This is a genomic window from Pikeienuella piscinae (assembly GCF_011044155.1).
Classification (GTDB): Bacteria; Pseudomonadota; Alphaproteobacteria; order Rhodobacterales; family Rhodobacteraceae; genus Pikeienuella; species Pikeienuella piscinae.
In genome coordinates, this window is the sequence record NZ_CP049056.1 from 886948 (window position 1) to 907608 (window position 20661).

The window sequence follows — 20661 nt, forward strand, 5'->3', positions numbered from 1 at the left end:
CATTCCATTTTCAGGCGGGATTCGCGACGTTTTCGACTCAGGATCGTTGACATTTCGTCGAAAAAACCGGAGGTATGCCCGGTGGAAGTCTGTGTGTAATTTTGTCGAGATGGGGAAACCATGAACAGAATGTCAATTTTCGCGGCCGTCGCGGCCGTAGGAGCCGTGTTTGCGAGTCCGGCCGCCGCCGTCGTTGTGAGCGGATCCGTCGACAGCCCCGCCAACGCGGACTTCAAGAAGCTCTTCACGCCGTTCGATGAGTCGAACCCGGACAACACGGTTGGCGGGAACAACTTCAACGACAACGTCCTTTACGCCTTCGACGAAGATCAGAACATCGTTCTGGGCGATCTTCTCGAAGTCGACTTTGGCGACGACATCGCCGCGGGCACGATGGTGGCCTCGCACTACGTCTTCTATGATCCGAAGAACACAAAGCGCCTGAAGGGCAGCATCGAGTTCGACGCGAAGATTCTCGGCGTCGCCTCTTCGAAGGGCCTTCTGGACGCGAGCGATTTCCTCGCGAACAATCTGGTCACCTATGTGAGCCGGGACCTGCGGGGGCTGGAGGGCAACGACTCCCTCTCGTTCTCGGACAACATTCTCAACGTGAACTTCTATGCGGGCAGCCCAGGCGATTACATTCGCGTATTCACCGAGCGGTCGGTGACCGCGGCCGTCCCGATCCCGGCCGCTCTGCCGCTGCTTGCAAGCGCGCTTTTCGGGCTCGGTTTCGTCGGACGCCGTCGGCGCGCCTGATCCCGCTATCGGCCTGAGACCCAGAACCCCGCGCCCAGGGCGCGGGGTTTTTCGTTCTGGCGCTCTCTTTGCGATCAGGCGATGAAAACCGGCTCCAGCCTCAGCGCGCCGGCGAGCGCGCCAAGCCGGCGCTTCACCCGCTCGCCGGCGAGATCGGCCACGGCGGGCGCGAAACTCAGCGTAAGGCGCCCGTCGCCGACGCGCAGCGGGCAATCTCCGAGCGTGCCGATGGCGGAGCCGGAAACCATCGCCCCGAGCCGGGCGGCGCGGCCGACGATCTCGGCCTCACGCCGCGCATCGGCGTCCATCAGCGCAACGGAAGCCGCCTCCGCCGCTTGCAGATCGCCCTTGTAGCGATGCATCAGCGCGGCCCCGAGAAAGAGCCGGCCACGATGGCCGACGCCGGCGAGATTGCCGCGACTGACGGTGCCGAAACAGGCGGTGACGCGAAAGTCGGGATGCGCCCGCCAGTTCACGTCATGGAGCAGGCACACCGCCTCCGCCAGCCGCATCCGATCGGCGTTGAAGCCGTTCAGAAGGGGGCGCATCCATGTGAACAACTCCGCCCCGAAGCCGGGACAGCGGGCGTGGCGGGCTTCCATCGCCGTGGCGGCGGCGATCAGCGGCTCCTCCGCGCGCATCGACGCCGCCATCCGCTCGTAGATCATCCCCTCACGCACGCCGAACGCCGAAATGTCCACGCTTCCGGGCGTCAGCTCGGCCATCAGGCGTTTCAAGGCCCGCGCGCCGCCGACCATCGATGGGATGCGCGAGTTCGAAACCTCAGCGGCTTTCTTGATCGCCGCCGGCGGCTCGGACAGCGCCCAATCGCAGAGCCCGTGCGCCTCCTTCGGGGTCATCTCGAAGCCCTGCAGAACGTGGAACGGATAGCCGGCCCGCGACATCCCCGCCTTGGCCAGCGCCCGCCAGGCGCCGCCGACGAGAATCAGCCGCGAAGCTTTCGGCGCGAACGGCGCGGCGGCGGCGGAGAGCGCACGCATCGCGCGCTGGCTGAGCGGCCCGTCGCCTTCGCCGAAAAGCAGGTGGCCGGCGGGAACCGACACCGTGGCGCCGACGGCGCCGACCGCCACCTCGGCGAGTTCGAGCGACGCGCCGCCGAGATCGGCGACGACGCCCTCGGCGGCGGGCCAGCCGAAAAGCACGCCCTCGGCGGCGAGCTTCGCCTCCTCCGGCCCAGTGACGACGCGAATCGAAATGTCGAGCTCTCGCGACAGCGCATCGCGGTATTCCGGCCCGTCCTCGGCCTCACGCAGCGCGGCGGTGGCGAAAACGATCAGCTCGGAGACGCCGATCCGACGTGAAAGCGAGACATAGCGCCGAAGCGCCGCGCGCGCCGCCGCCCTGCCGTCCGCGTTGAGCCGGCCGGTCTCGCTTAACCCGCGGCCCAGGCCGCAGATCACCTTCTCATTGAAGAAATAGTCGGGGCTGCGCACGCCGTCCTCGAACACAACGAGGCGGATCGAGTTCGAACCGATGTCGATCACCCCGACGAGCCCCATCGCCGGGGTCGCCGCGGGGTGCGGCGGCGTCTCCGAGGCTATCGGGGCGGCGGCCTGATCTGGCGCGGTCAAGGGCGGTCTCCGGGTCCGGCGCGGCTCGGGCCGTTAGAACGGCGCCGCGTGGCCGGGTCAAGCCGCCTTTAGTCGCGCTCATCCCCCTTTCGCCGCCCGCGGCGCGATGCGGCGTTCCCCGTCCCGGCCGTGGCCGGCGCGCGGGTGGGCGGGCGGCCTAGAGCCCCGTCACCTCTTTCACGAAGGGAAGCGTGATCCGCCGCCCGGCGTCGAGCGCCGCCTCGTCCAGTCGCGCGACGGTCGCGGCGGCGGCGGCGGCGGAGCGTTCGATCCGCCGGCCGAGAAAGCGCAGGACCCCTTCGTCGACCTGTAGCCCGCGATCATGGAAATGCTTGGCGAGAAGATCGGCGATCAGCGCCTCGTCGGGCGGCTCCAGCGACGCGCTCATCGCGCCGGCGAGGCGCGAGGCGAGGTCCGGCATGCGGATCGGCCAGCTCTGCGGCGCGCCCCTCCCGGTGATCAGCAGCGCCGCGCCCTCCGCCCGCGCGAGGTTGATGAGGTGAAAGAGCGCGGCTTCGGCCCGCGCGTCGCCGCCGATCCGGTCGGCGTCCTCGACCGCGGCGGCGCCGGCGGCGACCAGCGCCGGCGGGTCGGCGGGGTCGAGCGTCGCGGCGGCGACGCGCTCGGCGCCGGTCTCGCCGGCCCAGACATGCGCGAGATGCGTCTTGCCCGCCCCTTCCGGCCCGGTCAGCGTCAGGAGCCCGTTCGGCCAGCTTCGCCAACGGTCGATCAGCGCCACCGCGGCGGCGTTCGATGCGGAGACGCGAAACGCCTCACGCCCCCGCGCCGGCCGCTTTGGCAGGGCGAGGCCGAGCGGGATCTGCGCGCTCATGGTCCGCTGTCGCCGCGCTGGCCGCGATAGAGGGCGCCCTGCTTGTATTTGCCAATCGAAAAGCGAAGGAAAACACCGATCACCGCCGCCGCCGGAACCGCGATCAGGAGCCCGGTGAAGCCGAAAAGCGCGCCGAATGCGGAGAGCGCGAACATCAGCCACACCGGATGCAAGCCGACCGAGCCGCCGACCAGTTTCGGTGTCAGGAAATTCCCCTCGACCGCCTGGCCGGCGGCGAAGATCGCCGCCGTCGCGACGACCCAGACCGGGTCGTTCCAGAAATAGAACAGCGCGATCCCGACAGAGAGCGCGCCGCCGAAGATGGAGCCGACAAAGGGGATGAAGGAGATCAACCCGGCGAAAAACCCGACCAGCAGACCGAAGGGAAGCTGGATCAGCGTCAGCGCGAGGGCGTAGAACCCGCCGAGGATCAGGCAGACCGTCACCTGACCGCGCACGAACCCCGCGAGCACGCGGTCGACCTCGCCCGCCAGCCAGCGGATCTCGTCGCGGTGCTGGCGCGGCAGCATGTCGTCGATGCGGGCGATCATGTTGTCCCAGTCCAGCAGCAGGTAGAACGCGACCACCGGCGTCACCACCATCAGCGCAACGACCTGGAACCCGGCGAGACTGACCGACCAGGCGCCCTGAAGGACGCCGACGGAAATATCCTTGATCTGGCTCTGCGCCTGATTCAGCCCCTTGGTCAGCGCCGCGCCGAGGGCGCCGTCCTGGTCGAAAAGCGGCGCGACGCGCGTTTCCACGAATTCACGGGCGGCGTTGAAAAGCTCGGGGGCGGCGTCAATCGCAAGCTGTATCTGATTGATAAGCAGGGGAATCAGGATAATCAGCGCTATCGTCGCAACGATGAAGGCCACGGCCGTGACGATCACGGTGGCGAGAACGCGCGACAGGCCCCGCCGCTCCAGCCGGTCCGCCAGCGGGTCGGTGAAATAGGCGATCCCGGCGGCGAGCACGAAAGGAAGAAGGACGTTCGACAGCAGAACGAGCAGGATGATCAGGATGATCAACCCCAACAACCACCAGACCGCCTGTTCCCGCATTGTCATCGCGCCGCTCCCTTTCGCCGCTTGATGGGGCTTCGGGCCGGCGCGGTCAACAGCGGGGCGCGCCGGAGCGCGGCGCAAAACCGATCAGGCGCGCGCCGGACGGCGGCGCCAGAATGGCGGCGCGAATCGAGAAAGGCGACGCAATGAGCATGGTGGCGAAGACACTCTGGCTGATCGAGACGCGGCTGGCCGCGCCGCCGTCGCTCGATGAGCTGGCGCGCGTCGCAGGGGTGTCGCGCTTTCATCTCTCCCGCGTCTTCGCGGCGACGGTCGGCCGGCCGCCGATGGCCTATTGCCGCGCGCGGCGGCTGACGGAGGCGGCGCGGGCGCTCGATCTTGGCCTTTCCGTCACGGAGGCGGGGCTGGCCGCCGGGTTCGAAAGCCCGGAAGGGTTCAGTCGCGCCTTCCGCGAGGAATTCGGGCGCGCGCCCTCCGCGCTGAGGGCCGGCGGCGGACTCGCGGCGCTCGCGCTCACCACCGTTCATTCATTGAAGGATCAGACCATGACCACGCTCGCCCCGCCCAGCATGGAGACCCGCGGCCCCTTCGCCGTCGCCGGCCTGCGCGCCAGCTACACGGAAGAGACCGCTGGCGAAATTCCGGCGCTCTGGGGGGCGTTCGCGCCGCATCTCGCGGCGCTGGACGGCGCCGAGCCGGGCGTCGCCTATGGCGTCTGCATCCACGACCCCGAGACAGGGGCCATGGATTACATGGCCGCCGCCTGGCTCGCCGAGGGGGCGGAGACGCCGAACGGGCTGGAGACGCTGCGCGTGCCCGGCGGGCGCTATGCGGTGTTCACGCATGAGGGCCATATTTCGGAAATCCGCCGAACGACGCGCGCAATTTTCGAGGACTGGCTCCCGCGCTCCGGCGAAACGCCGGCCGGAACGCCCGACTTCGAACGCTATCCGCCGAGTTTTGACCCCGCGAGCGGGACGGGGCCGGTGGAGATATGGATTCCCCTGCGCTGAAGGCGTCGGGCGCGGGCGGGCCGCCCTACCCGTCCGCGAGGAACTGCTCCTTGAGGATCCGCTCGTTCAGCCCGTGGCCGGGGTCGTAGAGGAGGTTGATCTCGATCTGCTGGTGGAAGGAGACCTCGACTTTCGAGATCTGCCGCACCTCGGTCGAATCCGCGACCGCGAGGATCGGGCGTTTTGATTCCTCTAGCGCCTCGATCAACACCACCGCGTCCTGCGGCAGCACCGCGCCGCGCCAGCGCCGGGGCCGGAAGGCGGATATCGGCGTCAGCGCCATCAGTTTGCTCTCGATCGGCAGGATCGGCCCGTGGGCGGAAAGATTGTAGGCGGTGGAGCCGGCGGGCGTCGCGATCAGCGCGCCGTCGCAGATCAACTCCCGCATTCTCTCGCGCCCATCGACGCTGATGCGCAGCTTCGCGGCCTGGAAGGTCATCCGCAGGAGCGACACCTCGTTGATCGCCAGCGCCTCCGTCGACATCCCGTTCACCGTCGTCGCCTTCATTCTGAGCGGGAAGATCGTGGTTCTTTCCGCGGCGTTGAGGCGGGTGTGGATGTCGTCCTCGCCGTAGTCGTTCATCATGAAGCCGACCGAGCCGCGGTTCATACCGTAGACCGGGGCCTCCAGATGCAATGTGTCGTGAAGCGTGTGCAGCATGAATCCGTCGCCGCCGAGCGCGACGATGACATCCGCCTGCGCCGCGGCGACCTGGCCATAGCGACCGGTCATCGTCGTAAGCGCCTCCTGCGCGCTTGGCGCGTTCGACGCGGTGAAGTGGATCTTGTCATAAGCCATCGCGGCGCTTCCCCCTCTGTGCCGGGGCCGGGCCCCATGCCGCGCCGACCTTGCCGGGCTTTGCGCAAAGGCGCAATCGCCGCGCGAGAGGCTTTCGCGCGCGGCGTGCATTTCAGTAAGCCGCCCTATTTGAGGAAACGCCCGATCACGTCGTCGAGCGGCGAGCCGTCGCCATCGGCGTCGAGCATCTGCAAGAGCTGGCCTAGACCGCCGCCCGGCGCCGCTCCGGCACGTCCGCCGCCGCCAGTTAGCGCCGCCATGATCCCGCCGAGCGCTCCGCCCTCGCCAGAAGAAGCCCCGCCGAGCGCGCCGAGAAGATCGCCGAGACCGGCGCCGGCCCGATCGCCGCCCGCGACCTCCATTCCGCCGATCGCGGCGTCGATCTCCTCATCCGGCGCCGCGCGCTGCATCCCGCCCTGAAGCATGGCGGCCAGCGCCGGCGTGAACGCCTCGGCCTTTTCCGGCGGCGCGCCGGTTTTCACCGCCGCGGCGCGGGCGAGTTCGGGAGCCGCCTGCCGGTCGCCGAAAAGCTGGCTGAGGAAGTCCTCGCCCGCGACGCGGGCCTCGGGCGCGGCGGCCACGGTCGGCGCGTCGTAATAGCCAGCCTGGCCTTGACCCTGAAGCTGGCCAAGCACGACGCCGAGACCACCCTCCTCGGCCGCCTTTCGCTTGACGCCGCCGGAGATCGCCGGGGCGATCTGCGCCGCCAACGCCTCCGTCATCGCCGGGTCGAGGCCGAAGGCGCGGCCGAGATCGGCCAGCCCGCGCCCGCCCTGCGCCTGATTCAGAAGATCGAGAAGCGACATCGCAAACCCCTGTCAATGAGCGGCGCTCAGGGCGCCGTCGCCAAGATTACGCGAACAGGCGGCGAAATTGCGTCGAAACCGCGTCCTGGACCGTATCGACCGCCAAAGTGTCGCTTTGCCCCTAGGCACGCGGGGGCCATTCTTCCTATAGGGGACGCCATGACGCCGCTGCTGGACGACATGAAAGAGAGGACGCCGATGGACGCCGCGACCCGCGATTCACGCTTTTTCACAGAAACGCTTGAAAGTCGCGATCCGGAGATCGCCGCCGCGCTCGGGCGCGAACTGACCCGCCAGCGCGACGAGATCGAACTGATCGCCTCGGAGAACATCGTCAGCCGCGCGGTTCTGGAGGCGCAAGGCTCCATCGCCACCAACAAATACGCCGAAGGTTACCCCGGGCGCCGCTATTACGGCGGTTGCCAGCATGTCGACGTGCTGGAGGAACTGGCGATCGAGCGGGCGAAACAGCTTTTCAATTGCGGCTTCGCGAACGTGCAGCCGAATTCCGGCAGTCAGATGAACCAGGCGGCGTTCCTCGCGCTGCTGAAGCCCGGCGACACGTTCATGGGGCTCGATCTCAACGCCGGCGGGCATCTGACGCACGGCTCGCCGGTCAATATGTCAGGAAAATGGTTCAAAGTCGTGAGCTACGGTGTGCGTGAGGACGACCAGCGCCTCGACATGGACGCGGTGCGCGAGACGGCGCGGCGCGAGAAGCCGAAGCTGATCCTCGCGGGCGGCACCGCCTACAGCCGCGTCTGGGACTGGGCGGCGTTCCGCGAAATCGCGGACGAGGTCGGCGCCTGGCTGATGGTCGATATGGCGCATATCGCCGGGCTGGTGGCGGGCGGCGCGCATCCCTCGCCCCTGCCCCACGCCGATGTGGTGACGACAACGACGCACAAGTCGCTGCGCGGGCCGCGCGGCGGCATGATCCTGACCAACGACGCGGACATTGCGAAGAAGATCAACTCGGCAGTCTTTCCCGGCCTTCAGGGCGGGCCGCTGATGCATGTGATCGCCGCGAAGGCGGTGGCCCTCGCCGAAGCGCTCCGGCCCGAATTCCGCGCCTATGCGGCGGCGGTGGTCGCGAACGCGCAGGCGATGGCGGACGAGTTGATCAAGGGCGGCGTCGATATCGTCTCCGGCGGCACCGACAACCATCTCTGCCTCGCCGATCTCCGGCCGAAGGGCGTCACCGGCAAGGCGGCGGAAAAGGCGCTGGGGCGCGCGCATATCACCTGCAACAAGAACGGCGTGCCGTTCGACCCGGAAAAGCCCTTCGTCGCCTCGGGCGTCCGGCTCGGCTCCCCGGCGGGGACGACGCGCGGCTTCGGCGAGGCGGAGTTTCGCGAGATATCGCGCATGATCGTCGAAGTTCTGGACGGGCTGGCGGCGGCCGGCGACGAGGGCGACGCCGCCGTCGAGGGCGCGGTGAAGGAGCGGGTGAAGGCGCTGACCGCGCGCTACCCGATCTACGAGGGGCTCTGAGCGGCGGCGGCGTCTTGCGGGGTCGCGACGGTGGCGCGCGCTCCGGGCGCCCGCGCTGAGGGTCCGGGCGCATGAGGGACGAGACGCCAGTCCGCGGACGGCTGATCGCGGCGCTGCGCGCCGGGGCGCGGGGCCTCTTTCCCGGTTACTTCGCGCTGGTCATGGCGACGGGAGTCATCTCGATCGCGTGCGAGCATCTCGGGATGCGGACGATCGCGCTGGCGCTGGTCGCGGTTAACTGGGTCGCCTATCCGACGCTCTGCGCCCTGACGCTCGCGCGCGCCATCCGCTTTCCCAGACTGCTCATGCTCGACCTTTTCGATCATCGGAAGGCGCCGGGGTTCTTCACGCTGGTCGCGGGCACATGCGTTCTCGGCACGCAGAACGTGGTCGTCCTCGGGCTGCGCGAAGTAGCGATCCCGCTCTGGTGGCTCGGCGTGGGGCTGTGGTTCGTCGTGATGTACGCCTTTTTCACCGCGGTGACCGTGCGCGTGCGAAAACCCCTGATCGGGCAAGGCATAAACGGGGCCTGGCTGATCGTGTCGGTTGCGACGCAATCCGTCGTGGTGCTGCGCGTGGCGATCGACGCCAGCGCGGCGCCGCCGCCGGCGATCCAGTTCCAGATGATCACGATGTTCATGATCGGCTCGATGCTCTACCTCGCGATCATCCCGCTGATCTTCTACCGGCTGACCTTCGCCACGCTGAAGCACGCCGAGTTCAGCCCGCCCTACTGGATCAATATGGGCGCGGTGGCGATCTCGGCGCTGGCGGGTTCGCTCCTGATCCAGCGCGCCGAAATATGGCCGCTCGTCGGGCAGCTGCTGCCTGTCATTCAAGGGTTCACGGTGCTCTTCTGGGCGACCGCGACGTGGTGGATTCCGTTTCTCTTCACGTTGATGATCTGGAGGTATTTCTGGAAGGGTGACAGAATTCGCTACGAGCCGGCGGTCTGGAGCATGATCTTTCCGCTGGGCATGTACACCACGAGCACCTTCCAGTTCGACCGGGCGATGGGCTACGGTTTCCTCGATCCGATCCCGGGTGTTCTGGTGTTCGTCGCGCTGGCGGCCTGGGCGCCCGCCGCCGTCGGACTCTTGCGCAGGGTGGTCGGCGCCGTCTCGACGGCCGAGTGACCACGACGCGCCCCGCGCGCGGCTTCCGACCGCCGGTTCGACCCGCCCGAAGGTTCTCGACTATGTTCCGGCTTCTGTGACGGCGACGATGTTTCCGACCTGATCGAACGTGACGCGGGCGCCTGTCGCGGCCGAGTGGAAGACCATGCGCGGCCTGTCGCCGCCGCTTCCCCCCCGCTCGAACCAGCTTGAGATCGAGCCGAGGCGTATCCCGTCCTCCAGTTCGCGGCGGCTGATCGAGAAGGCCGCGGCGAGCTTGTCCAAATCAACCTCCGTCCTGTCATCGGAAAGCATGATTCTCATCATCGCAGCTCCATCTTCTTCATGAGCGGCGCGCTTGTCTCTCAATTCACCACAGGCGCCGGTCCCCCGGGTCGGGCGCCGAGCCAGGCGCATTCCGCGATCGTGGTCCGGTCCAGCTCCGCGAGAAACGCTTCGCGCGCGGCGGAAAGCTGCGGGCGCAATCGGCAGTGGGGCGTCAACAGACAGCCGCCGCCATCGGCGCGGAAACACTCGACGACGGCGAATTTCCGCTCCAGGTGGCGCACTACCTCACCCAGCGTGATCGCCTGCGCCGGCCGCATCAGCCGCAGCCCGCCGGCCCTGCCCCGCTGCGAGACGATGAAGCCGCCACGTCCGAGATCGCGCACCACCTTGGCCAGGTGATTCTGCGAAATCGCGAACTCCCCTGCGATCCGCCCGGTGGAGATCGCTTCGTCCGGCGCGCCCGCGAGGCGCATCAGAACCCTCAATCCGTAATCCGTGTAAGCCGCGAGGCGCATGAACGCTCCTCATTTCAGTATTGACAATACCGAATATAGCGGAAGATATTATGCATTACAAATGCCGAATATAGAGCGGATCGGGGCGCGGCCCCGCCGCCACAATCGCCGGGGCGGCGATTCGAACGCCCCGACTTGCGGAGAGAGCCATGACCGAGCCGTTTTCCACCCTGCAGGACCAAAGCGTCGGCGAGATCGCCGCGCAGCTTCCCGGCGCATCCGGCGTCTTCCGCCGGTACGACATCGACTTCTGCTGCCATGGCGAGGTGAAGCTGGCGGAGGCGGCGAGCAAACGCAATCTCGACCTTGGCGAGCTGAACGCGGCGCTGAACGCGCTGGACCCTGGCGCGACCCCCGACGCCCCTCAGGAGACCGAGGCGCTGATCGAGCATATCCAACTGCGCTATCACAATGTCCACCGCGTACAGATCCCGGAATTGATCCAGCTTTCGGCCAAGGTGGAGACCGTCCACGCCGCGCACCCGAAGGCCCCGAAGGGCCTCGCCGACGCGCTCAGAGCGATATGGGGGGATCTGGAGGTGCATATGAAGAAGGAGGAGCTGATCCTCTTCCCCGCCATGCGCCGGCAGGCGGCGGGCCGGCTCACCACGCCGATCGAAGAGATGCGTCACGATCACGACGCGCAAGGCGTCTTTCTGGAGAAAATGGCGCGGCTGACGAATGATTACACGCCGCCCGAGGACGCCTGCAAGTCATGGCGGGCGCTTTGCACCGGAGCGGCGCAGTTGCGAAAGGACCTGATGGAGCATGTTCATCTGGAGAACAACGTGCTCTTTCCCCGGTTCGAAGAAGGCGCATGAGCGCTGCTTCGCCGGGAGGCGGGTTCTAAATCATGGACTGGATCGAGTTCATCGCGGTCTTCACCGCGTTCTACGTGTTGCACTCCGTACCGGTGCGGCCGCCGATGCGCCCCTGGCTCGTCGCCCGTCTCGGTCACGCCGGCTTCGGCGTCGCATACTCGTTCGTATCGCTGGCGATGCTGGTCGCGGTCTTCGTTGCGGCCGCGCGGGCGCCCTTCGTCCTGCTCTGGCCGGAGCCGCCCTGGGCGGACTGGCTGGTGCTGGCGGCGATGTTCACGGCCGGGCTAATTCTCGGGCTCGGCCTCTTCCGACCGAATCCGTTCTCCTTCGGCGGCCGGCGGAACGCGGCGTTCGATCCGCAGCGACCTGGCGTCCTGCGCTATCTGCGCCATCCGGTTCTGGCGGCGTTCCTGCTCTGGGCCGCGGCGCACCTGGTGGTGAACGGCGACCTCGCGCATGTCGTGATGTTCGGCAGCTTCGGGCTCTTCGCGCTGCTCGGCATGCGGATCATAGATCGCCGCCGCCAGCGCGAGATGGGGGCCGAGGCCTGGCGCGATGCGGTCGCGCGAATGCGCGCCGCCCCCTTCCCCCCGCCCGGCGCGGCGGCGGCGCGGGGCGCGGCGGCGCTCGCGGCGGCGTCCGCCGGGGTGCTTATCCTGATGCTGCTGCATCCCTATTTCGCCGGCGTCGACGTGCTCTGGCGATTCGCGCCCGGAGCCTGAAACGACCGGTCAGCGCGCGTCGCCGTCGCCTGCGGCGAGGATCGCGTCGAGCGCCGACGTGATCGGCATTTCCGCCCAGGGCGCGCCCGATGTGCGCTCCAGCGCCGCGGCCACTCCGGCGACGGCGCGCGCCACCGCCGCCTCCAGATCCAGCCCGAGCGCGAGGCGCGCGACGGTCAGGCCGGCCAGAAGATCCCCGGTCCCGGCCGGGCGCACCGGCAGATGCGCGACCTCGATCGCGCTGCACGACGTCTCGGTCGCCGTCACCGTAGCGAGGAACCCGGGCCGGCCCGGAACCGGAACCGAGGTCGCGACCACGGCCGGCCGGCCGAGCGCGGCGCGGGCGCGACGAACATCCGCGGCGCAGGTCACCGGGGCGCCGGAGAGCGTGGCGAGTTCGAACGTGTTCGGCAGAAGGATGTCGGCTAGCGGCGCCAATTCGCGGGCGAAGGCGTCGCGCAGATCCTCATCGACGAAATAGCCGAGATCGGCGTCCCCCATGACCGGGTCGCAGGCGTAGACGACGTTCGGATTCGCCTGCTTCGCGCTGGCGACGAAAGCGGCCACCGCGCGCGCCGTGTCCGCCCGGCCAAGAAAGCCGGAAAGAATCACCGCCGCCCGTTGATGCAGGCCGCGCTCGCGAAGGCCGGTCAGGATGTCCTCGACAAGGGCGGCGTCCAGCACCTGGCCGCGGACGGTGGCGTAATGCGGGTGGTTGGAAAGCAGCGTGGTGGGCGCCTCGACCACCTCCACCCCGCAAGCGCGCATCGGGAAGGCGGCGGCGGAATTGCCGACATGGCCGAAGGCGACCTGGCTCTGGATCGAGATGACGAGCGGCGGCGGAGAGATGGACATGGGGGCGTCTCAACCCGGCGTTTCAATGCGGCGGGTCCAGTCCTCCGTCCGGCCGTTGGCGAGCCGCGCCTCCGCGAGACGGCGCCAGCTCTCGGGCAAGCCCGGCAGCGCGGCGAATTCTGCGAGGGCAGGCTTGTTCATCCGGTCATGGTAGAGAAGATTCGAAACGCGCGCGATGGTCCAGTCGGGATGCGGGCGCCGGACGAGCGTCGCGGTCGCGCCGGGCCCGATCTCGCCCGGCTCGATCACGCGGAAATACCAGCCGCTGCGCCCGGTCGTCTGCACCAGCCGCGCCATTTCCGGCCGGTCGAAGCGCAGATTCAGCCGCCAGCAGGGCTGGCGCCCTTGGCTGACTTCAAGCAGCGCATCGCCCGCCCGCCACTGGTCGCCGAGGCGAATGTCGGCCTCCGTCGCCCCCTCGACGACCAGATTCTCGCCAAAGGCTCCGGGGCGGAACGCTGTCGCCGCCGCCGGCAGATCAGCGGCCCAGAGCGGATAATTGGCGGCAGCGTAGGCGTGGACGGCCTTGTCCCGACCCCCGTGATGGCGCGTGTCGCCCTGCTCATCGCCATCGATCCCGGTCTCGGTCGCAATGACGGGACCGGCGACCGGCGTCTTCCTGATGCCGCTCGGCACGCCCTTCGGCCCGAGCGGCCGCACCTTGCCGACGCGCAGCTCTGAAATGAAGAACTCGGCCATAGTGGATCGTCCACCCCCATCCGAACCGCGAGCGCGGCGCTATCGACTCCCGCGCGCGGCGCGCGGCTCTTCCTGACGGGATACGACGATGTCCGATGGCGATCAAATCGGAAGCGCCGACGCCGCGCGACGCGTGATAGGGGCGGGACGCATGAAAGAACTCGGGGACGGGTTCGACGCCGCGCGAGCGGCGATGCGCGCGCCGCCGGATTTACGCTCCAATCCACAAGGGACGGTCGGTTTCCGGCTCCGGGGAGTCCTTGGACCGGACTGGCGCCCGGCGGGAAGGCGACCGGATGGCCGCCGCTCCCGATCCGGATCGTTCCGGGCTCGCGCTAGTAGATGTAGCGGATCTGTTCGGTCCAGAAGCGCTCCATCCCGCGAAGGTGCAGGATCATCTCCCGCATCGCGCCGCCGCCGAAATCCTTGCGCGCCGCGAGAAGATCCGCATGCCGCTCGAAAAGCTCGCCGACGATCCGGCGCACCTGCCTGCCCTCCTCGGTCAACCTGATCCGCACCGCGCGCCTGTCGATCTCGCAGCGCTGGTGATGCATGTAGCCGGCGTCGACCAGTTTCTTCAGATTGTAGGAAACGTTGGAGCCCTGATAGTAGCCGCGGCTTTTCAATTCGCCCGCGGTCACCTCGTTCTCGCCGATATTGTAGAGCAGCAGCGCCTGCACGCTGTTGATGTCGAGCCGACCGAGCCTTTCGAACTCGTCCTTGATGACGTCGAGCAACAGCCGGTGCAGCCGTTCGATCAGCGCGAGAGCCTCCACGTAGGAGGTGACCATCGCTTCCGGTGCGATCGCGGCCTCACGCTCTTCGAGCCGTTCGTGGATGCTCATTCCTTAGCCTCCCGTTGAATTCGATCGGGAGGAGATTCGCCGGAAAGAGCGAACACCGGGTTAATTCGGCGCAGGTTTATCGCTGAATGCCATGAAATCCGGCGATGATCCCGACGATAGATTCATGGTGGGCGGGCGTCGGCGCACCGCCGCTCACCCACAGGTAGAGATCCTGATCGTTCTCGCCGAGCAAGGCCTCATAGGCCGCAAGCTCCGACTCGCCCAGAGCGGCGAGTCGGGCGTCGGCGAAGCGGCCGAGGATGAGGTCCATCTCCTTCATGCCGCGCCGCCAGCTTCGCATAGAGAGGCGGCGGAGCCGGTTCGCCGCCGTCTCCGCCGTCGCCATCGCCGGCTAGTCCGACAACGCGGCGCGCAGGCGCGATTCAAGCCGGACGAAACGGTCCGCGAGGCGGCGCTGCTCGGCGCGAAGCGCGGCGAACTCGGCAAGCATGCTCTCCGTCTCGGGCGCCGCCGCCGCCGCGCTCGGGGCCGCGCCCTCTCCGGTCATCAGCCAGACCAGCGAGACGTTCAGCACCCCGGCCAACATCTGCATCCGGTTCGCGCGCGGCTCCGTCCTGTCGTCCTCCCATGCGGAGATGGTGGAGCGCCGCACGCCGAGCCGCCAGGCGAGCTGCTCGGGGGAGAGGCCGAACGCCTCCCGCGCCACGGTCAGCCGGTCGCCGAAGGTCGCATGCGCGTCGCCGTATCCGGTCGCGTGTTCGGGGTTCTCATTCAGTGTTTCAGTATTGTCGGTATAAGCCATGGCGAGTACCTAACGCATCTGGCGCACAAGTTTTACCGGCGGATTGTCGCGTGCAAAGCTCCGATCGAGCCTCACCTGACGGTCGGACGGCGCGCGCCGCAACCGGAACGACACATGAGTCTGAACCTACTCTACACCAATGACGCGCCGGGCGTCGATGCGCCGTCATGGTACGCGGCGAGCGCGGCGCGACGGCCGGAGCATCCGCACCTGCACGGTGAAACACGGGCCGATATCTGTGTCATCGGCGGCGGCTACACCGGGCTTTCCGCGGCGCTGCACCTGGCGGAGCGGGGATTCGACACCGTCCTTCTGGACGCGCATCGCGTCGGCTGGGGCGCTTCTGGGCGCAATGGCGGGCAGGTCGGCTCCGGCCAGCGCGTAGGGCAGGAAACGCTGGAGAAAACGCTCGGGCCTGAACACGCCCGGCGGCTGTGGGACCTCGCAGAGGAAGCCAAGGCGCTGGTCAGAGGGCTGATCGCGCGCCACGGGATCGCCTGCGACCTCCGCGCCGGGATTGTCCACGCCGCGCATCGCGCCCGGCTCGGCCCGGAACTGGAGCGCGAAGCGGCGCATCTGGCCGCGCATTACGGCTATGAGACCGAATATCTGGACCGCGCCGCGCTCCGCGCGCTTGTCGACAGCCCGCGCTACCATGCCGGCGTGATCGACCCTGGCGCCGCGCATCTTCACCCGCTCGATTACGCGCTCGGCCTCGCCCGCGCCGCCGCCGCGGCGGGCGCGCGGATCCATGAGAGAAGCGAGGTCGCCGGCGTCGAGCGGGGCGCGAAACTCCGGATCCGCACCGGCGCGGGCGTGGTCGTCGCGGATCAGGCGATCCTCGCCTGCAACGGCTATCTCGGCGGCCTCTTTCCGGAGGTCGCCGCGCGCGTGATGCCGATCAACAACTTCATCATCGCGACGGAACCCCTGCCGGATACGCTCGCGCGGACCCTGATCGCCAACGACATGGCTGTGGCGGACACAAAATTCGTCGTCAACTATTTCCGGCTTTCCGCCGACCGGCGCCTGCTTTTCGGCGGAACGGAAAGTTACGGATATCGATTTCCGAAAGATATCAAGAGACTGGTGAGAAAAGCGATGCTAGAAGTTTACCCACAACTGCGCGAGACTCGCATCGATTACGGTTGGGGGGGAACGCTCGCCATCACTATGAACCGACTGCCGCATCTTACTAGATTTGACGGAAATATCCTATCCGCATCCGGCTATTCCGGGCATGGTGTGGCGATGGCGACCATGGCCGGCGCGCTCGCGGCGGAAGCCATGGCGGGACAGGCTGAACGGTTCGATATTCTCGCCTCCGTCCCGACGCCGCGCTTTCCGGGCGGGGCCGCGCTGCGCTCGCCGCTCCTCGCCGCCGCGATGCTCTGGTATGCGCTCCGGGACCGGCTATGACGACGCCCTGGCTGGACGTCATCGGAATCGGCGAGGCCGGGCTGGAGGGGCTGTCCGCGGAGGCACGCGCGAAGCTCCGCGCGGCGAAGGTCGTCATGGGCGGCGAGCGCTTTCCAGAGCTCCCGCCTGAAATCTCCGCGCGCCGTCTCCCCTGGCCGTCGCCTTTCGCGGCGATGGTCGCGGCGATCCGGGCCGAGCGCGGACGGCGACTCGTCCTGCTCGTGACGGGTGATCCGCTCTGGTATTCGGTCGGCGCGCGGCTGCTCAGGGCGATCCCGGGCGAGGAGATCCGCTTTCACCCGCAGCTTTCCGCCTTCCAGTTCGCCGCCGCCCGGATGCGCTGGAGCCTCGCCGATGTCGAGACGCTGAGCATTCATCGCCGCCCGGCGGAGACCGCGATCCGCTATTTCGCGCCGGGCGCGCGGCTGCTGCTGCTCGCGGAAGGCGCCGAGACCCCGCCGACGGTCGCGCGGCTTCTGACCGAGCGGGGCTACGGGCCGAGCCGTCTGACGGTTCTCGGTGCGCTCGGCGGCGCGGCGGAGACGCGGATCGACGGAATCGCGGAGAGCTGGTCCGCCCCCTGCCCCGATTTTCTGACGCTGGCGGTGGAATGCCGGGCCGAGGATGGCGCGACGCTTGAAGCGGGCGCGTCCTCGGACGCCGCGCTCGCCGGGCTCGCCCCCGCGCCCGCGCCGGCCCGCGCCGCCGCGCTCGCGGCGCTCTGGCCGCGCCGCGGGGCGGCGCTTTGGGCGATCGGGCCGGGGGCCGGCGCCATCGCCATCGACTGGATGCGCGCCGCGCGCGACGCCGAAGCGGCGACGACCGGCCCCGACGATCTGCCGGAGATCGCCGCGCGTCTCGGCGCGCCGCGCCTGCGCCGGGTCGGCTCCGTCACCGCCGCGCGCGAAGCCTTTCCGCGCCCGGCGGCGGTCTTTCTGGGCGCGCCGGACGATGCGACCCTTGAGGACTGCCTGCGCGCGCTGCCGCCGCAAGGACGGCTTCTGGCGGAGGCGCGCGACGCAGCGGCGGCGCGGCGGCTGGTCGCGATGCAGGCGCGGCGCGGCGGCGCGCTCGAACGCATCACCACATCCCGCCCGGCGCCCGGTGGAGGATGGGCGGAGACCCCCGCCATCGTCCACTGGCGGCTCATTCGATGAGCGCATAGGGTGCGGGGATGGAGTCCAGACCCGTCAATCTCCGCCTCGCCCGCAAGGCGAAAGCCCGCGCCGCGGCCCGCGCCGAGGCGAACGCCAACGCCGCCGCGCATGGCCGCACGAAAGGCGAGCGCGCCGCCAACGCCGCGAAGGCGGCGCGCTTCGAAGCCCGCCTTGACGGCCACCGCGTTGAGACTCGCTTGAAGGACGACCGCGAATGAGGGTCTCGGAGGCGCTTCGCACCCGCATCACCTGCCGCGCCTTCCTGCCCGACCCGCCCGAGGAAGCGGTCGTTCGCCGGGTCGTCGATATGGCGAAGCACGCGCCATCCGGCGGCAATCTTCAGCCGTGGCGGGTCTATGTGCTCGGCGGCGGGGCGCTCGGCGCGCTCAAGGCCGCCGTCGCCGAAGCGCGCGAGACGCACCCGATGGGTTTCAAGCCCGAATACGCGATCTACCCGTCGCCTCTGATCGAGCCTTACGAGTCCCGACGGCGCAAATGCGGGGAGGACATGTATGCGACCATCGGCGTCACGCGCGAGGACCGGGCCGGACGGCGCGCCCAGTTCGCGCGGAACTTCGCCTTCTTCGGCGCCCCTGTCGGTTTGTTTCTCTATCTGGACCGCACCATGGGTCCGCCGCAATGGTCGGACGCCGGCATGTTCCTTCAGAGCCTGATGCTGGCGGCGCGCGAAGAGGGCCTGCATAGCTGCGCACAGGAAGCCTGGGCGATGTGGAGCGACCTGGTCGGGGCGCATACAGGGGCGCCCGACAACCTGATGCTGTTCTGCGGCCTGGGGCTCGGATTCATGGACGAAAGCGCGCCGATCAACGCGCTCCGGACCGACCGGGCGCCGCTGGGCGAATTCGCCGAGTTCATCGGTTTCGGAGACTGACGCGGCGCGCCGGGTTGGCGCCCAAATGCGCCGCGCGACAGCTATGGAGAGCGCAGCAATGACATTTCGCACCGCCTTGCGCCGCGCCGACCCGCGCGAGCCGGCCGCGACCGCGCTGCTGGAGGCGAGCCATGCATTGATGCGCGCGCTCTTTCCGGCCGAGACGAATCATTTCCTCTCCATCGACGCGCTCTGCGCGCCAGATATCCGATTCTTCCTCGCGGAGGGGGATCGCGACGCGCTCGGCTGCGGAGCGCTTGCGCTGCGGGACGGCTACGGTGAAATCAAGTCGATGTTCGTCGCGCCCGAGGCGCGCGGAACCGGCGCCGGCGCCGCGATCCTGAACCGCATAGAGGATGAGGCCCGCGCCGCCGGTCTGCCCTGCCTGCGGCTGGAGACGGGCGACCGGCTGCACGCGGCGCATCGCCTCTATCTCCGGTGCGGTTTCGGCTTTCGCGGGCCGTTCGGCGCCTACAGCGCCGCGCCGGAGAGCCTTTTCATGGAGAAGCCGCTGACATGACGCCGACGCTCCGCCGCGCCGGGCCGGAAGAGGACTGGACGACGATCCACCGCTTCGTCCTCAAGGCGTTCCAGCACATGGACGGCCGCATCGACCCGCCATCCTCGATCCACCGATGGACGCCCGGTCTGTTCGCGGCCGAGGCCGGCGCCGGCGCCGCCTTTCTCGCGTTTGCGGACGGTCGCCTCATCGGTTGCCTCTTCGCCAGGCCGGAGCGAAACGCGCTCTATCTGGGCAAGGTCGCCGTCGCAGCGGAGTGGCGCGGACATGGGCTGGCCCGCGCGCTGGTCGGAGCCGCGGAAGCGGAGGCGCGAGCCCGGGGGATGAACGCGCTGGTCCTTCAGACCCGGATCGAGCTGCGGGAGACCCACGCCGCCTTCGCCGCGCTCGGCTTCGCCAGGATCGCGATGACGCGCCACCCCGGCTTTGATCGTCCGACCTCGATCATCATGTCCAAATCGCTCGCCGGACAAGGGCGCCGCGCCGTGTGAAAATCCGTCTCGCGGACGATCGCGCCAAAATCGCCGCGCCTTCGCCTTTCAATCGCCCTTCACTTTTGACCAGATACCGGCGAGAGAAGGACTGATTCCAGCGCCCGGCGCCGGACGGAGGGAGCATCATGGCCGAATACAGCTACAAGACCGTCGCCGCGCCGCGCAAACCGCGCAAGACCCGCGGCGTGCGCGGCGCAGAGGCGCTGATCGCGCACGCGGTCGGCGAGATCATCCAGGCGGAAGCGGCGAACGGATGGGAATATCTGCGCACCGACAGCATCCCCGTCGAAGAGGGCGGCGGCGTGTTTTCACGCGCCGTCACCGTTTGGCGCGCCGTCATGGTGTTCCGGCGCGCGGTTGACGCCCCCTCCCGGAACGACGCGGCCGCCGCGCCCGAATTCGAGCCGCGCGACCCGGACGAGCTGCGCGAGCCGTTCATGCGCGTCGCCACGACCACACCGGCCTCGCCCGGCTACCAGCCCCCGTCGATCGGCGGCGCGAAACGCGAGTAGACGGCGCCGGGCCGTCGACGCGATACGCGCCGCGCGTCACGCGGCGGTCTTGTCGAGCAGCCCCGTACCCAGCCGTCCCATCGCCGCCATCACCGTCGCCGCTTTCATTTCAGTATCCGCCACCTTGTCGGCGTCGACGATCACGACATCGCCCTTGAGCGCGGAGGGGGCGCCGGGCAGGTAAACGATCGCCCGCCCATCCGGCGTGTGCCCCACCAGGAAACCGACACGCTGGTGATCGATGTAACTGACCTCGACAACCTTCAACGCATCGTCGGCATCGACCCGATCAAGATTGCCGGACATGTCGGCGACCATCTGCCGGATCACCGTGTAGACCGGCAGCCGCTCCAGCACCGCGCGCTCCAGCGCGACGAATGTGCGCTTGCCGGGAGCGGTGCTGGCGAAGATTCCCGCGGCGAGTGCGATGGAGACGAGAACCAGGATCGCGATCAGCAGAATCGCCACATTGGATTCAACGCCCGGCAGGAGCATCGAATGCAGCGCCTCGCCAACCTTGCGCGATATCCTCAGCAGTTTCTCAAATACGACCACAACGATCCCGATCGGCAACAGAAAAAGCAGCCCCCCGATAAAGAGACCCTTGATGAGGGCGAAAAACGGCTTCATGGGAATTCCTTTTCCTCGGGGGCGTATTTGTCGCGACGATCCGCCACCATGGCGCATCTTCATCCGGGGACAGCGCGAAGTCACGCCGAAT

General features: G+C 68.5%; 26 protein-coding genes. 13 read left to right on the forward strand and 13 right to left on the reverse strand.

The genetic code is table 11. The features are described from left to right. Positions 1 to 120 precede the first annotated feature (120 nt). Entirely contained in the window at positions 121 to 759 is a 639-nt protein-coding gene (locus tag G5B40_RS04190; protein WP_179961598.1) for a hypothetical protein, read from the forward strand. 74 nt (positions 760 to 833) lie between these two features. Here G5B40_RS04190 and G5B40_RS04195 read toward each other — a convergent pair whose 3' ends face one another. The 3 genes from G5B40_RS04195 to G5B40_RS04205 form a co-directional block, all read right to left on the reverse strand. Further along, entirely contained in the window at positions 834 to 2351 is a 1518-nt protein-coding gene (locus tag G5B40_RS04195) for a Ppx/GppA phosphatase family protein (RefSeq protein ID WP_165095410.1), read from the reverse strand. Between the two features lie 157 nt (positions 2352 to 2508). Beyond that, positions 2509 to 3183, reverse strand: coding sequence for an HdaA/DnaA family protein (locus G5B40_RS04200; RefSeq protein ID WP_165095412.1), 675 nt, complete (start codon positions 3181 to 3183; stop codon positions 2509 to 2511). Further along, complete coding sequence (locus G5B40_RS04205; RefSeq protein ID WP_165095415.1) at positions 3180 to 4253, reverse strand: AI-2E family transporter; 1074 nt, start codon at positions 4251 to 4253, stop codon at positions 3180 to 3182. The genes G5B40_RS04200 and G5B40_RS04205 overlap by 4 nt, the downstream gene beginning before the upstream one ends. Before the next feature lie 113 nt (positions 4254 to 4366). Between G5B40_RS04205 and G5B40_RS04210 the strand changes: the two genes are divergently transcribed. Continuing rightward, on the forward strand, positions 4367 to 5224 hold the full coding sequence (locus G5B40_RS04210) for an AraC family transcriptional regulator (RefSeq protein WP_165095418.1): 858 nt from the start codon (positions 4367 to 4369) through the stop codon (positions 5222 to 5224). A gap of 25 nt (positions 5225 to 5249) precedes the next feature. On the opposite strand, the gene G5B40_RS04215 is transcribed toward G5B40_RS04210, so the two are convergent. Next, complete coding sequence (locus tag G5B40_RS04215) at positions 5250 to 6023, reverse strand: NAD kinase (protein WP_165095420.1); 774 nt, start codon at positions 6021 to 6023, stop codon at positions 5250 to 5252. A 125-nt stretch (positions 6024 to 6148) separates the two neighbouring features. After that, a complete protein-coding gene (locus G5B40_RS04220) occupies positions 6149 to 6829 on the reverse strand; it encodes a DUF937 domain-containing protein (protein ID WP_165095423.1) in 681 nt (226 codons plus the stop codon). A 198-nt stretch (positions 6830 to 7027) separates the two neighbouring features. Here G5B40_RS04220 and glyA point away from each other — a divergent pair, with 198 nt between their 5' ends. Both glyA and G5B40_RS04230 read left to right on the forward strand, forming a co-directional pair. Further along, complete coding sequence (gene glyA, locus G5B40_RS04225) at positions 7028 to 8323, forward strand: serine hydroxymethyltransferase (RefSeq protein ID WP_165103237.1); 1296 nt, start codon at positions 7028 to 7030, stop codon at positions 8321 to 8323. A gap of 71 nt (positions 8324 to 8394) precedes the next feature. Continuing rightward, a complete protein-coding gene (locus tag G5B40_RS04230) occupies positions 8395 to 9459 on the forward strand; it encodes a tellurite resistance/C4-dicarboxylate transporter family protein (RefSeq protein WP_165095426.1) in 1065 nt (354 codons plus the stop codon). 60 nt (positions 9460 to 9519) lie between these two features. Here G5B40_RS04230 and G5B40_RS04235 read toward each other — a convergent pair whose 3' ends face one another. Beyond that, the gene (locus G5B40_RS04235) at positions 9520 to 9765 is read right to left on the reverse strand and encodes a DUF6522 family protein (protein ID WP_165095429.1); all 246 of its coding nucleotides are present in this window, start codon (positions 9763 to 9765) and stop codon (positions 9520 to 9522) included. A gap of 38 nt (positions 9766 to 9803) precedes the next feature. Next, positions 9804 to 10241: an RrF2 family transcriptional regulator gene (locus tag G5B40_RS04240; protein ID WP_165095431.1), complete on the reverse strand. Its 438-nt coding sequence runs from the start codon at positions 10239 to 10241 to the stop codon at positions 9804 to 9806. 149 nt (positions 10242 to 10390) lie between these two features. On the opposite strand from G5B40_RS04240, the gene ytfE reads away from it, so the two are divergent. Together ytfE and G5B40_RS04250 are read left to right on the forward strand one after the other, a co-directional pair. Then, positions 10391 to 11062: an iron-sulfur cluster repair protein YtfE gene (gene ytfE, locus G5B40_RS04245; RefSeq protein ID WP_165095434.1), complete on the forward strand. Its 672-nt coding sequence runs from the start codon at positions 10391 to 10393 to the stop codon at positions 11060 to 11062. A 32-nt stretch (positions 11063 to 11094) separates the two neighbouring features. Further along, positions 11095 to 11784, forward strand: a complete 690-nt coding sequence (locus G5B40_RS04250; RefSeq protein WP_246209702.1) for an NnrU family protein — start codon at positions 11095 to 11097, stop codon at positions 11782 to 11784. A gap of 9 nt (positions 11785 to 11793) precedes the next feature. Here the strand turns inward: G5B40_RS04250 and pdxY are convergent, their stop codons facing one another. The 5 genes from pdxY to G5B40_RS04275 form a co-directional block, all read right to left on the reverse strand. Further along, on the reverse strand, positions 11794 to 12639 hold the full coding sequence (gene pdxY / locus G5B40_RS04255) for a pyridoxal kinase (RefSeq protein WP_165095437.1): 846 nt from the start codon (positions 12637 to 12639) through the stop codon (positions 11794 to 11796). Between the two features lie 9 nt (positions 12640 to 12648). Further along, positions 12649 to 13338, reverse strand: a complete 690-nt coding sequence (locus G5B40_RS04260; RefSeq protein WP_165095440.1) for an MOSC domain-containing protein — start codon at positions 13336 to 13338, stop codon at positions 12649 to 12651. Positions 13339 to 13673: 335 nt separating this feature from the next. Continuing rightward, positions 13674 to 14183: a winged helix DNA-binding protein gene (locus tag G5B40_RS04265; protein WP_165095443.1), complete on the reverse strand. Its 510-nt coding sequence runs from the start codon at positions 14181 to 14183 to the stop codon at positions 13674 to 13676. Between the two features lie 76 nt (positions 14184 to 14259). Continuing rightward, positions 14260 to 14529, reverse strand: a complete 270-nt coding sequence (locus G5B40_RS04270; RefSeq protein ID WP_165095446.1) for an FAD assembly factor SdhE — start codon at positions 14527 to 14529, stop codon at positions 14260 to 14262. Between the two features lie 6 nt (positions 14530 to 14535). Beyond that, positions 14536 to 14946: a helix-turn-helix domain-containing protein gene (locus tag G5B40_RS04275; protein WP_165095448.1), complete on the reverse strand. Its 411-nt coding sequence runs from the start codon at positions 14944 to 14946 to the stop codon at positions 14536 to 14538. A gap of 120 nt (positions 14947 to 15066) precedes the next feature. Between G5B40_RS04275 and G5B40_RS04280 the strand changes: the two genes are divergently transcribed. The 7 genes from G5B40_RS04280 (at position 15067) to G5B40_RS04310 (ending at position 19940) form a co-directional block, all read left to right on the forward strand. After that, positions 15067 to 16365 carry an NAD(P)/FAD-dependent oxidoreductase gene (locus tag G5B40_RS04280; RefSeq protein ID WP_165103242.1) on the forward strand — a complete coding sequence of 433 codons (1299 nt, stop codon included), beginning with the start codon at positions 15067 to 15069 and terminating at the stop codon, positions 16363 to 16365. Further along, entirely contained in the window at positions 16362 to 17522 is a 1161-nt protein-coding gene (cbiE, locus tag G5B40_RS04285; protein ID WP_165095451.1) for a precorrin-6y C5,15-methyltransferase (decarboxylating) subunit CbiE, read from the forward strand. Before G5B40_RS04280 ends, cbiE begins: the two co-directional genes overlap by 4 nt. A gap of 17 nt (positions 17523 to 17539) precedes the next feature. Continuing rightward, positions 17540 to 17740, forward strand: coding sequence for a DUF4169 family protein (locus G5B40_RS04290; RefSeq protein ID WP_165095454.1), 201 nt, complete (start codon positions 17540 to 17542; stop codon positions 17738 to 17740). Next, positions 17737 to 18414 carry a nitroreductase gene (locus tag G5B40_RS04295; protein ID WP_165095457.1) on the forward strand — a complete coding sequence of 226 codons (678 nt, stop codon included), beginning with the start codon at positions 17737 to 17739 and terminating at the stop codon, positions 18412 to 18414. Before G5B40_RS04290 ends, G5B40_RS04295 begins: the two co-directional genes overlap by 4 nt. A 58-nt stretch (positions 18415 to 18472) precedes the next feature. After that, positions 18473 to 18934 carry a GNAT family N-acetyltransferase gene (locus G5B40_RS04300; protein ID WP_165095459.1) on the forward strand — a complete coding sequence of 154 codons (462 nt, stop codon included), beginning with the start codon at positions 18473 to 18475 and terminating at the stop codon, positions 18932 to 18934. Further along, a complete protein-coding gene (locus G5B40_RS04305) occupies positions 18931 to 19425 on the forward strand; it encodes a GNAT family N-acetyltransferase (RefSeq protein ID WP_165095462.1) in 495 nt (164 codons plus the stop codon). The genes G5B40_RS04300 and G5B40_RS04305 overlap by 4 nt, the downstream gene beginning before the upstream one ends. Before the next feature lie 128 nt (positions 19426 to 19553). After that, a complete protein-coding gene (locus tag G5B40_RS04310) occupies positions 19554 to 19940 on the forward strand; it encodes a hypothetical protein (protein WP_165095465.1) in 387 nt (128 codons plus the stop codon). Positions 19941 to 19976: 36 nt separating this feature from the next. Here the strand turns inward: G5B40_RS04310 and G5B40_RS04315 are convergent, their stop codons facing one another. Then, positions 19977 to 20570 (reverse strand): DUF502 domain-containing protein, encoded by a 594-nt coding sequence (locus G5B40_RS04315; RefSeq protein WP_165095467.1) that lies wholly within the window; start codon positions 20568 to 20570, stop codon positions 19977 to 19979. Positions 20571 to 20661 lie beyond the last annotated feature (91 nt).

Bases quoted from the DNA above. Each gene is read 5' to 3' on its own strand.
- G5B40_RS04190 (WP_179961598.1), top strand. From the start codon at position 121: ATGAACAGAATGTCAATTTTCGCGGCCGTCGCGGCCGTAGGAGCCGTG.
- G5B40_RS04200 (WP_165095412.1), bottom strand. From the start codon at position 3,183: ATGAGCGCGCAGATCCCGCTCGGCCTCGCCCTGCCAAAGCGGCCGGCG.
- G5B40_RS04205 (WP_165095415.1), bottom strand. From the start codon at position 4,253: ATGACAATGCGGGAACAGGCGGTCTGGTGGTTGTTGGGGTTGATCATC.
- G5B40_RS04210 (WP_165095418.1), top strand. From the start codon at position 4,367: ATGGCGGCGCGAATCGAGAAAGGCGACGCAATGAGCATGGTGGCGAAG.
- G5B40_RS04215 (WP_165095420.1), bottom strand. From the start codon at position 6,023: ATGGCTTATGACAAGATCCACTTCACCGCGTCGAACGCGCCAAGCGCG.
- G5B40_RS04220 (WP_165095423.1), bottom strand. From the start codon at position 6,829: ATGTCGCTTCTCGATCTTCTGAATCAGGCGCAGGGCGGGCGCGGGCTG.
- glyA (WP_165103237.1), top strand. From the start codon at position 7,028: ATGGACGCCGCGACCCGCGATTCACGCTTTTTCACAGAAACGCTTGAA.
- G5B40_RS04230 (WP_165095426.1), top strand. From the start codon at position 8,395: ATGAGGGACGAGACGCCAGTCCGCGGACGGCTGATCGCGGCGCTGCGC.
- G5B40_RS04235 (WP_165095429.1), bottom strand. From the start codon at position 9,765: ATGATGAGAATCATGCTTTCCGATGACAGGACGGAGGTTGATTTGGAC.
- G5B40_RS04240 (WP_165095431.1), bottom strand. From the start codon at position 10,241: ATGCGCCTCGCGGCTTACACGGATTACGGATTGAGGGTTCTGATGCGC.
- ytfE (WP_165095434.1), top strand. From the start codon at position 10,391: ATGACCGAGCCGTTTTCCACCCTGCAGGACCAAAGCGTCGGCGAGATC.
- G5B40_RS04250 (WP_246209702.1), top strand. From the start codon at position 11,095: ATGGACTGGATCGAGTTCATCGCGGTCTTCACCGCGTTCTACGTGTTG.
- pdxY (WP_165095437.1), bottom strand. From the start codon at position 12,639: ATGTCCATCTCTCCGCCGCCGCTCGTCATCTCGATCCAGAGCCAGGTC.
- G5B40_RS04260 (WP_165095440.1), bottom strand. From the start codon at position 13,338: ATGGCCGAGTTCTTCATTTCAGAGCTGCGCGTCGGCAAGGTGCGGCCG.
- G5B40_RS04265 (WP_165095443.1), bottom strand. From the start codon at position 14,183: ATGAGCATCCACGAACGGCTCGAAGAGCGTGAGGCCGCGATCGCACCG.
- G5B40_RS04270 (WP_165095446.1), bottom strand. From the start codon at position 14,529: ATGGCGACGGCGGAGACGGCGGCGAACCGGCTCCGCCGCCTCTCTATG.
- G5B40_RS04275 (WP_165095448.1), bottom strand. From the start codon at position 14,946: ATGGCTTATACCGACAATACTGAAACACTGAATGAGAACCCCGAACAC.
- cbiE (WP_165095451.1), top strand. From the start codon at position 16,362: ATGACGACGCCCTGGCTGGACGTCATCGGAATCGGCGAGGCCGGGCTG.
- G5B40_RS04290 (WP_165095454.1), top strand. From the start codon at position 17,540: ATGGAGTCCAGACCCGTCAATCTCCGCCTCGCCCGCAAGGCGAAAGCC.
- G5B40_RS04295 (WP_165095457.1), top strand. From the start codon at position 17,737: ATGAGGGTCTCGGAGGCGCTTCGCACCCGCATCACCTGCCGCGCCTTC.
- G5B40_RS04300 (WP_165095459.1), top strand. From the start codon at position 18,473: ATGACATTTCGCACCGCCTTGCGCCGCGCCGACCCGCGCGAGCCGGCC.
- G5B40_RS04305 (WP_165095462.1), top strand. From the start codon at position 18,931: ATGACGCCGACGCTCCGCCGCGCCGGGCCGGAAGAGGACTGGACGACG.
- G5B40_RS04310 (WP_165095465.1), top strand. From the start codon at position 19,554: ATGGCCGAATACAGCTACAAGACCGTCGCCGCGCCGCGCAAACCGCGC.
- G5B40_RS04315 (WP_165095467.1), bottom strand. From the start codon at position 20,570: ATGAAGCCGTTTTTCGCCCTCATCAAGGGTCTCTTTATCGGGGGGCTG.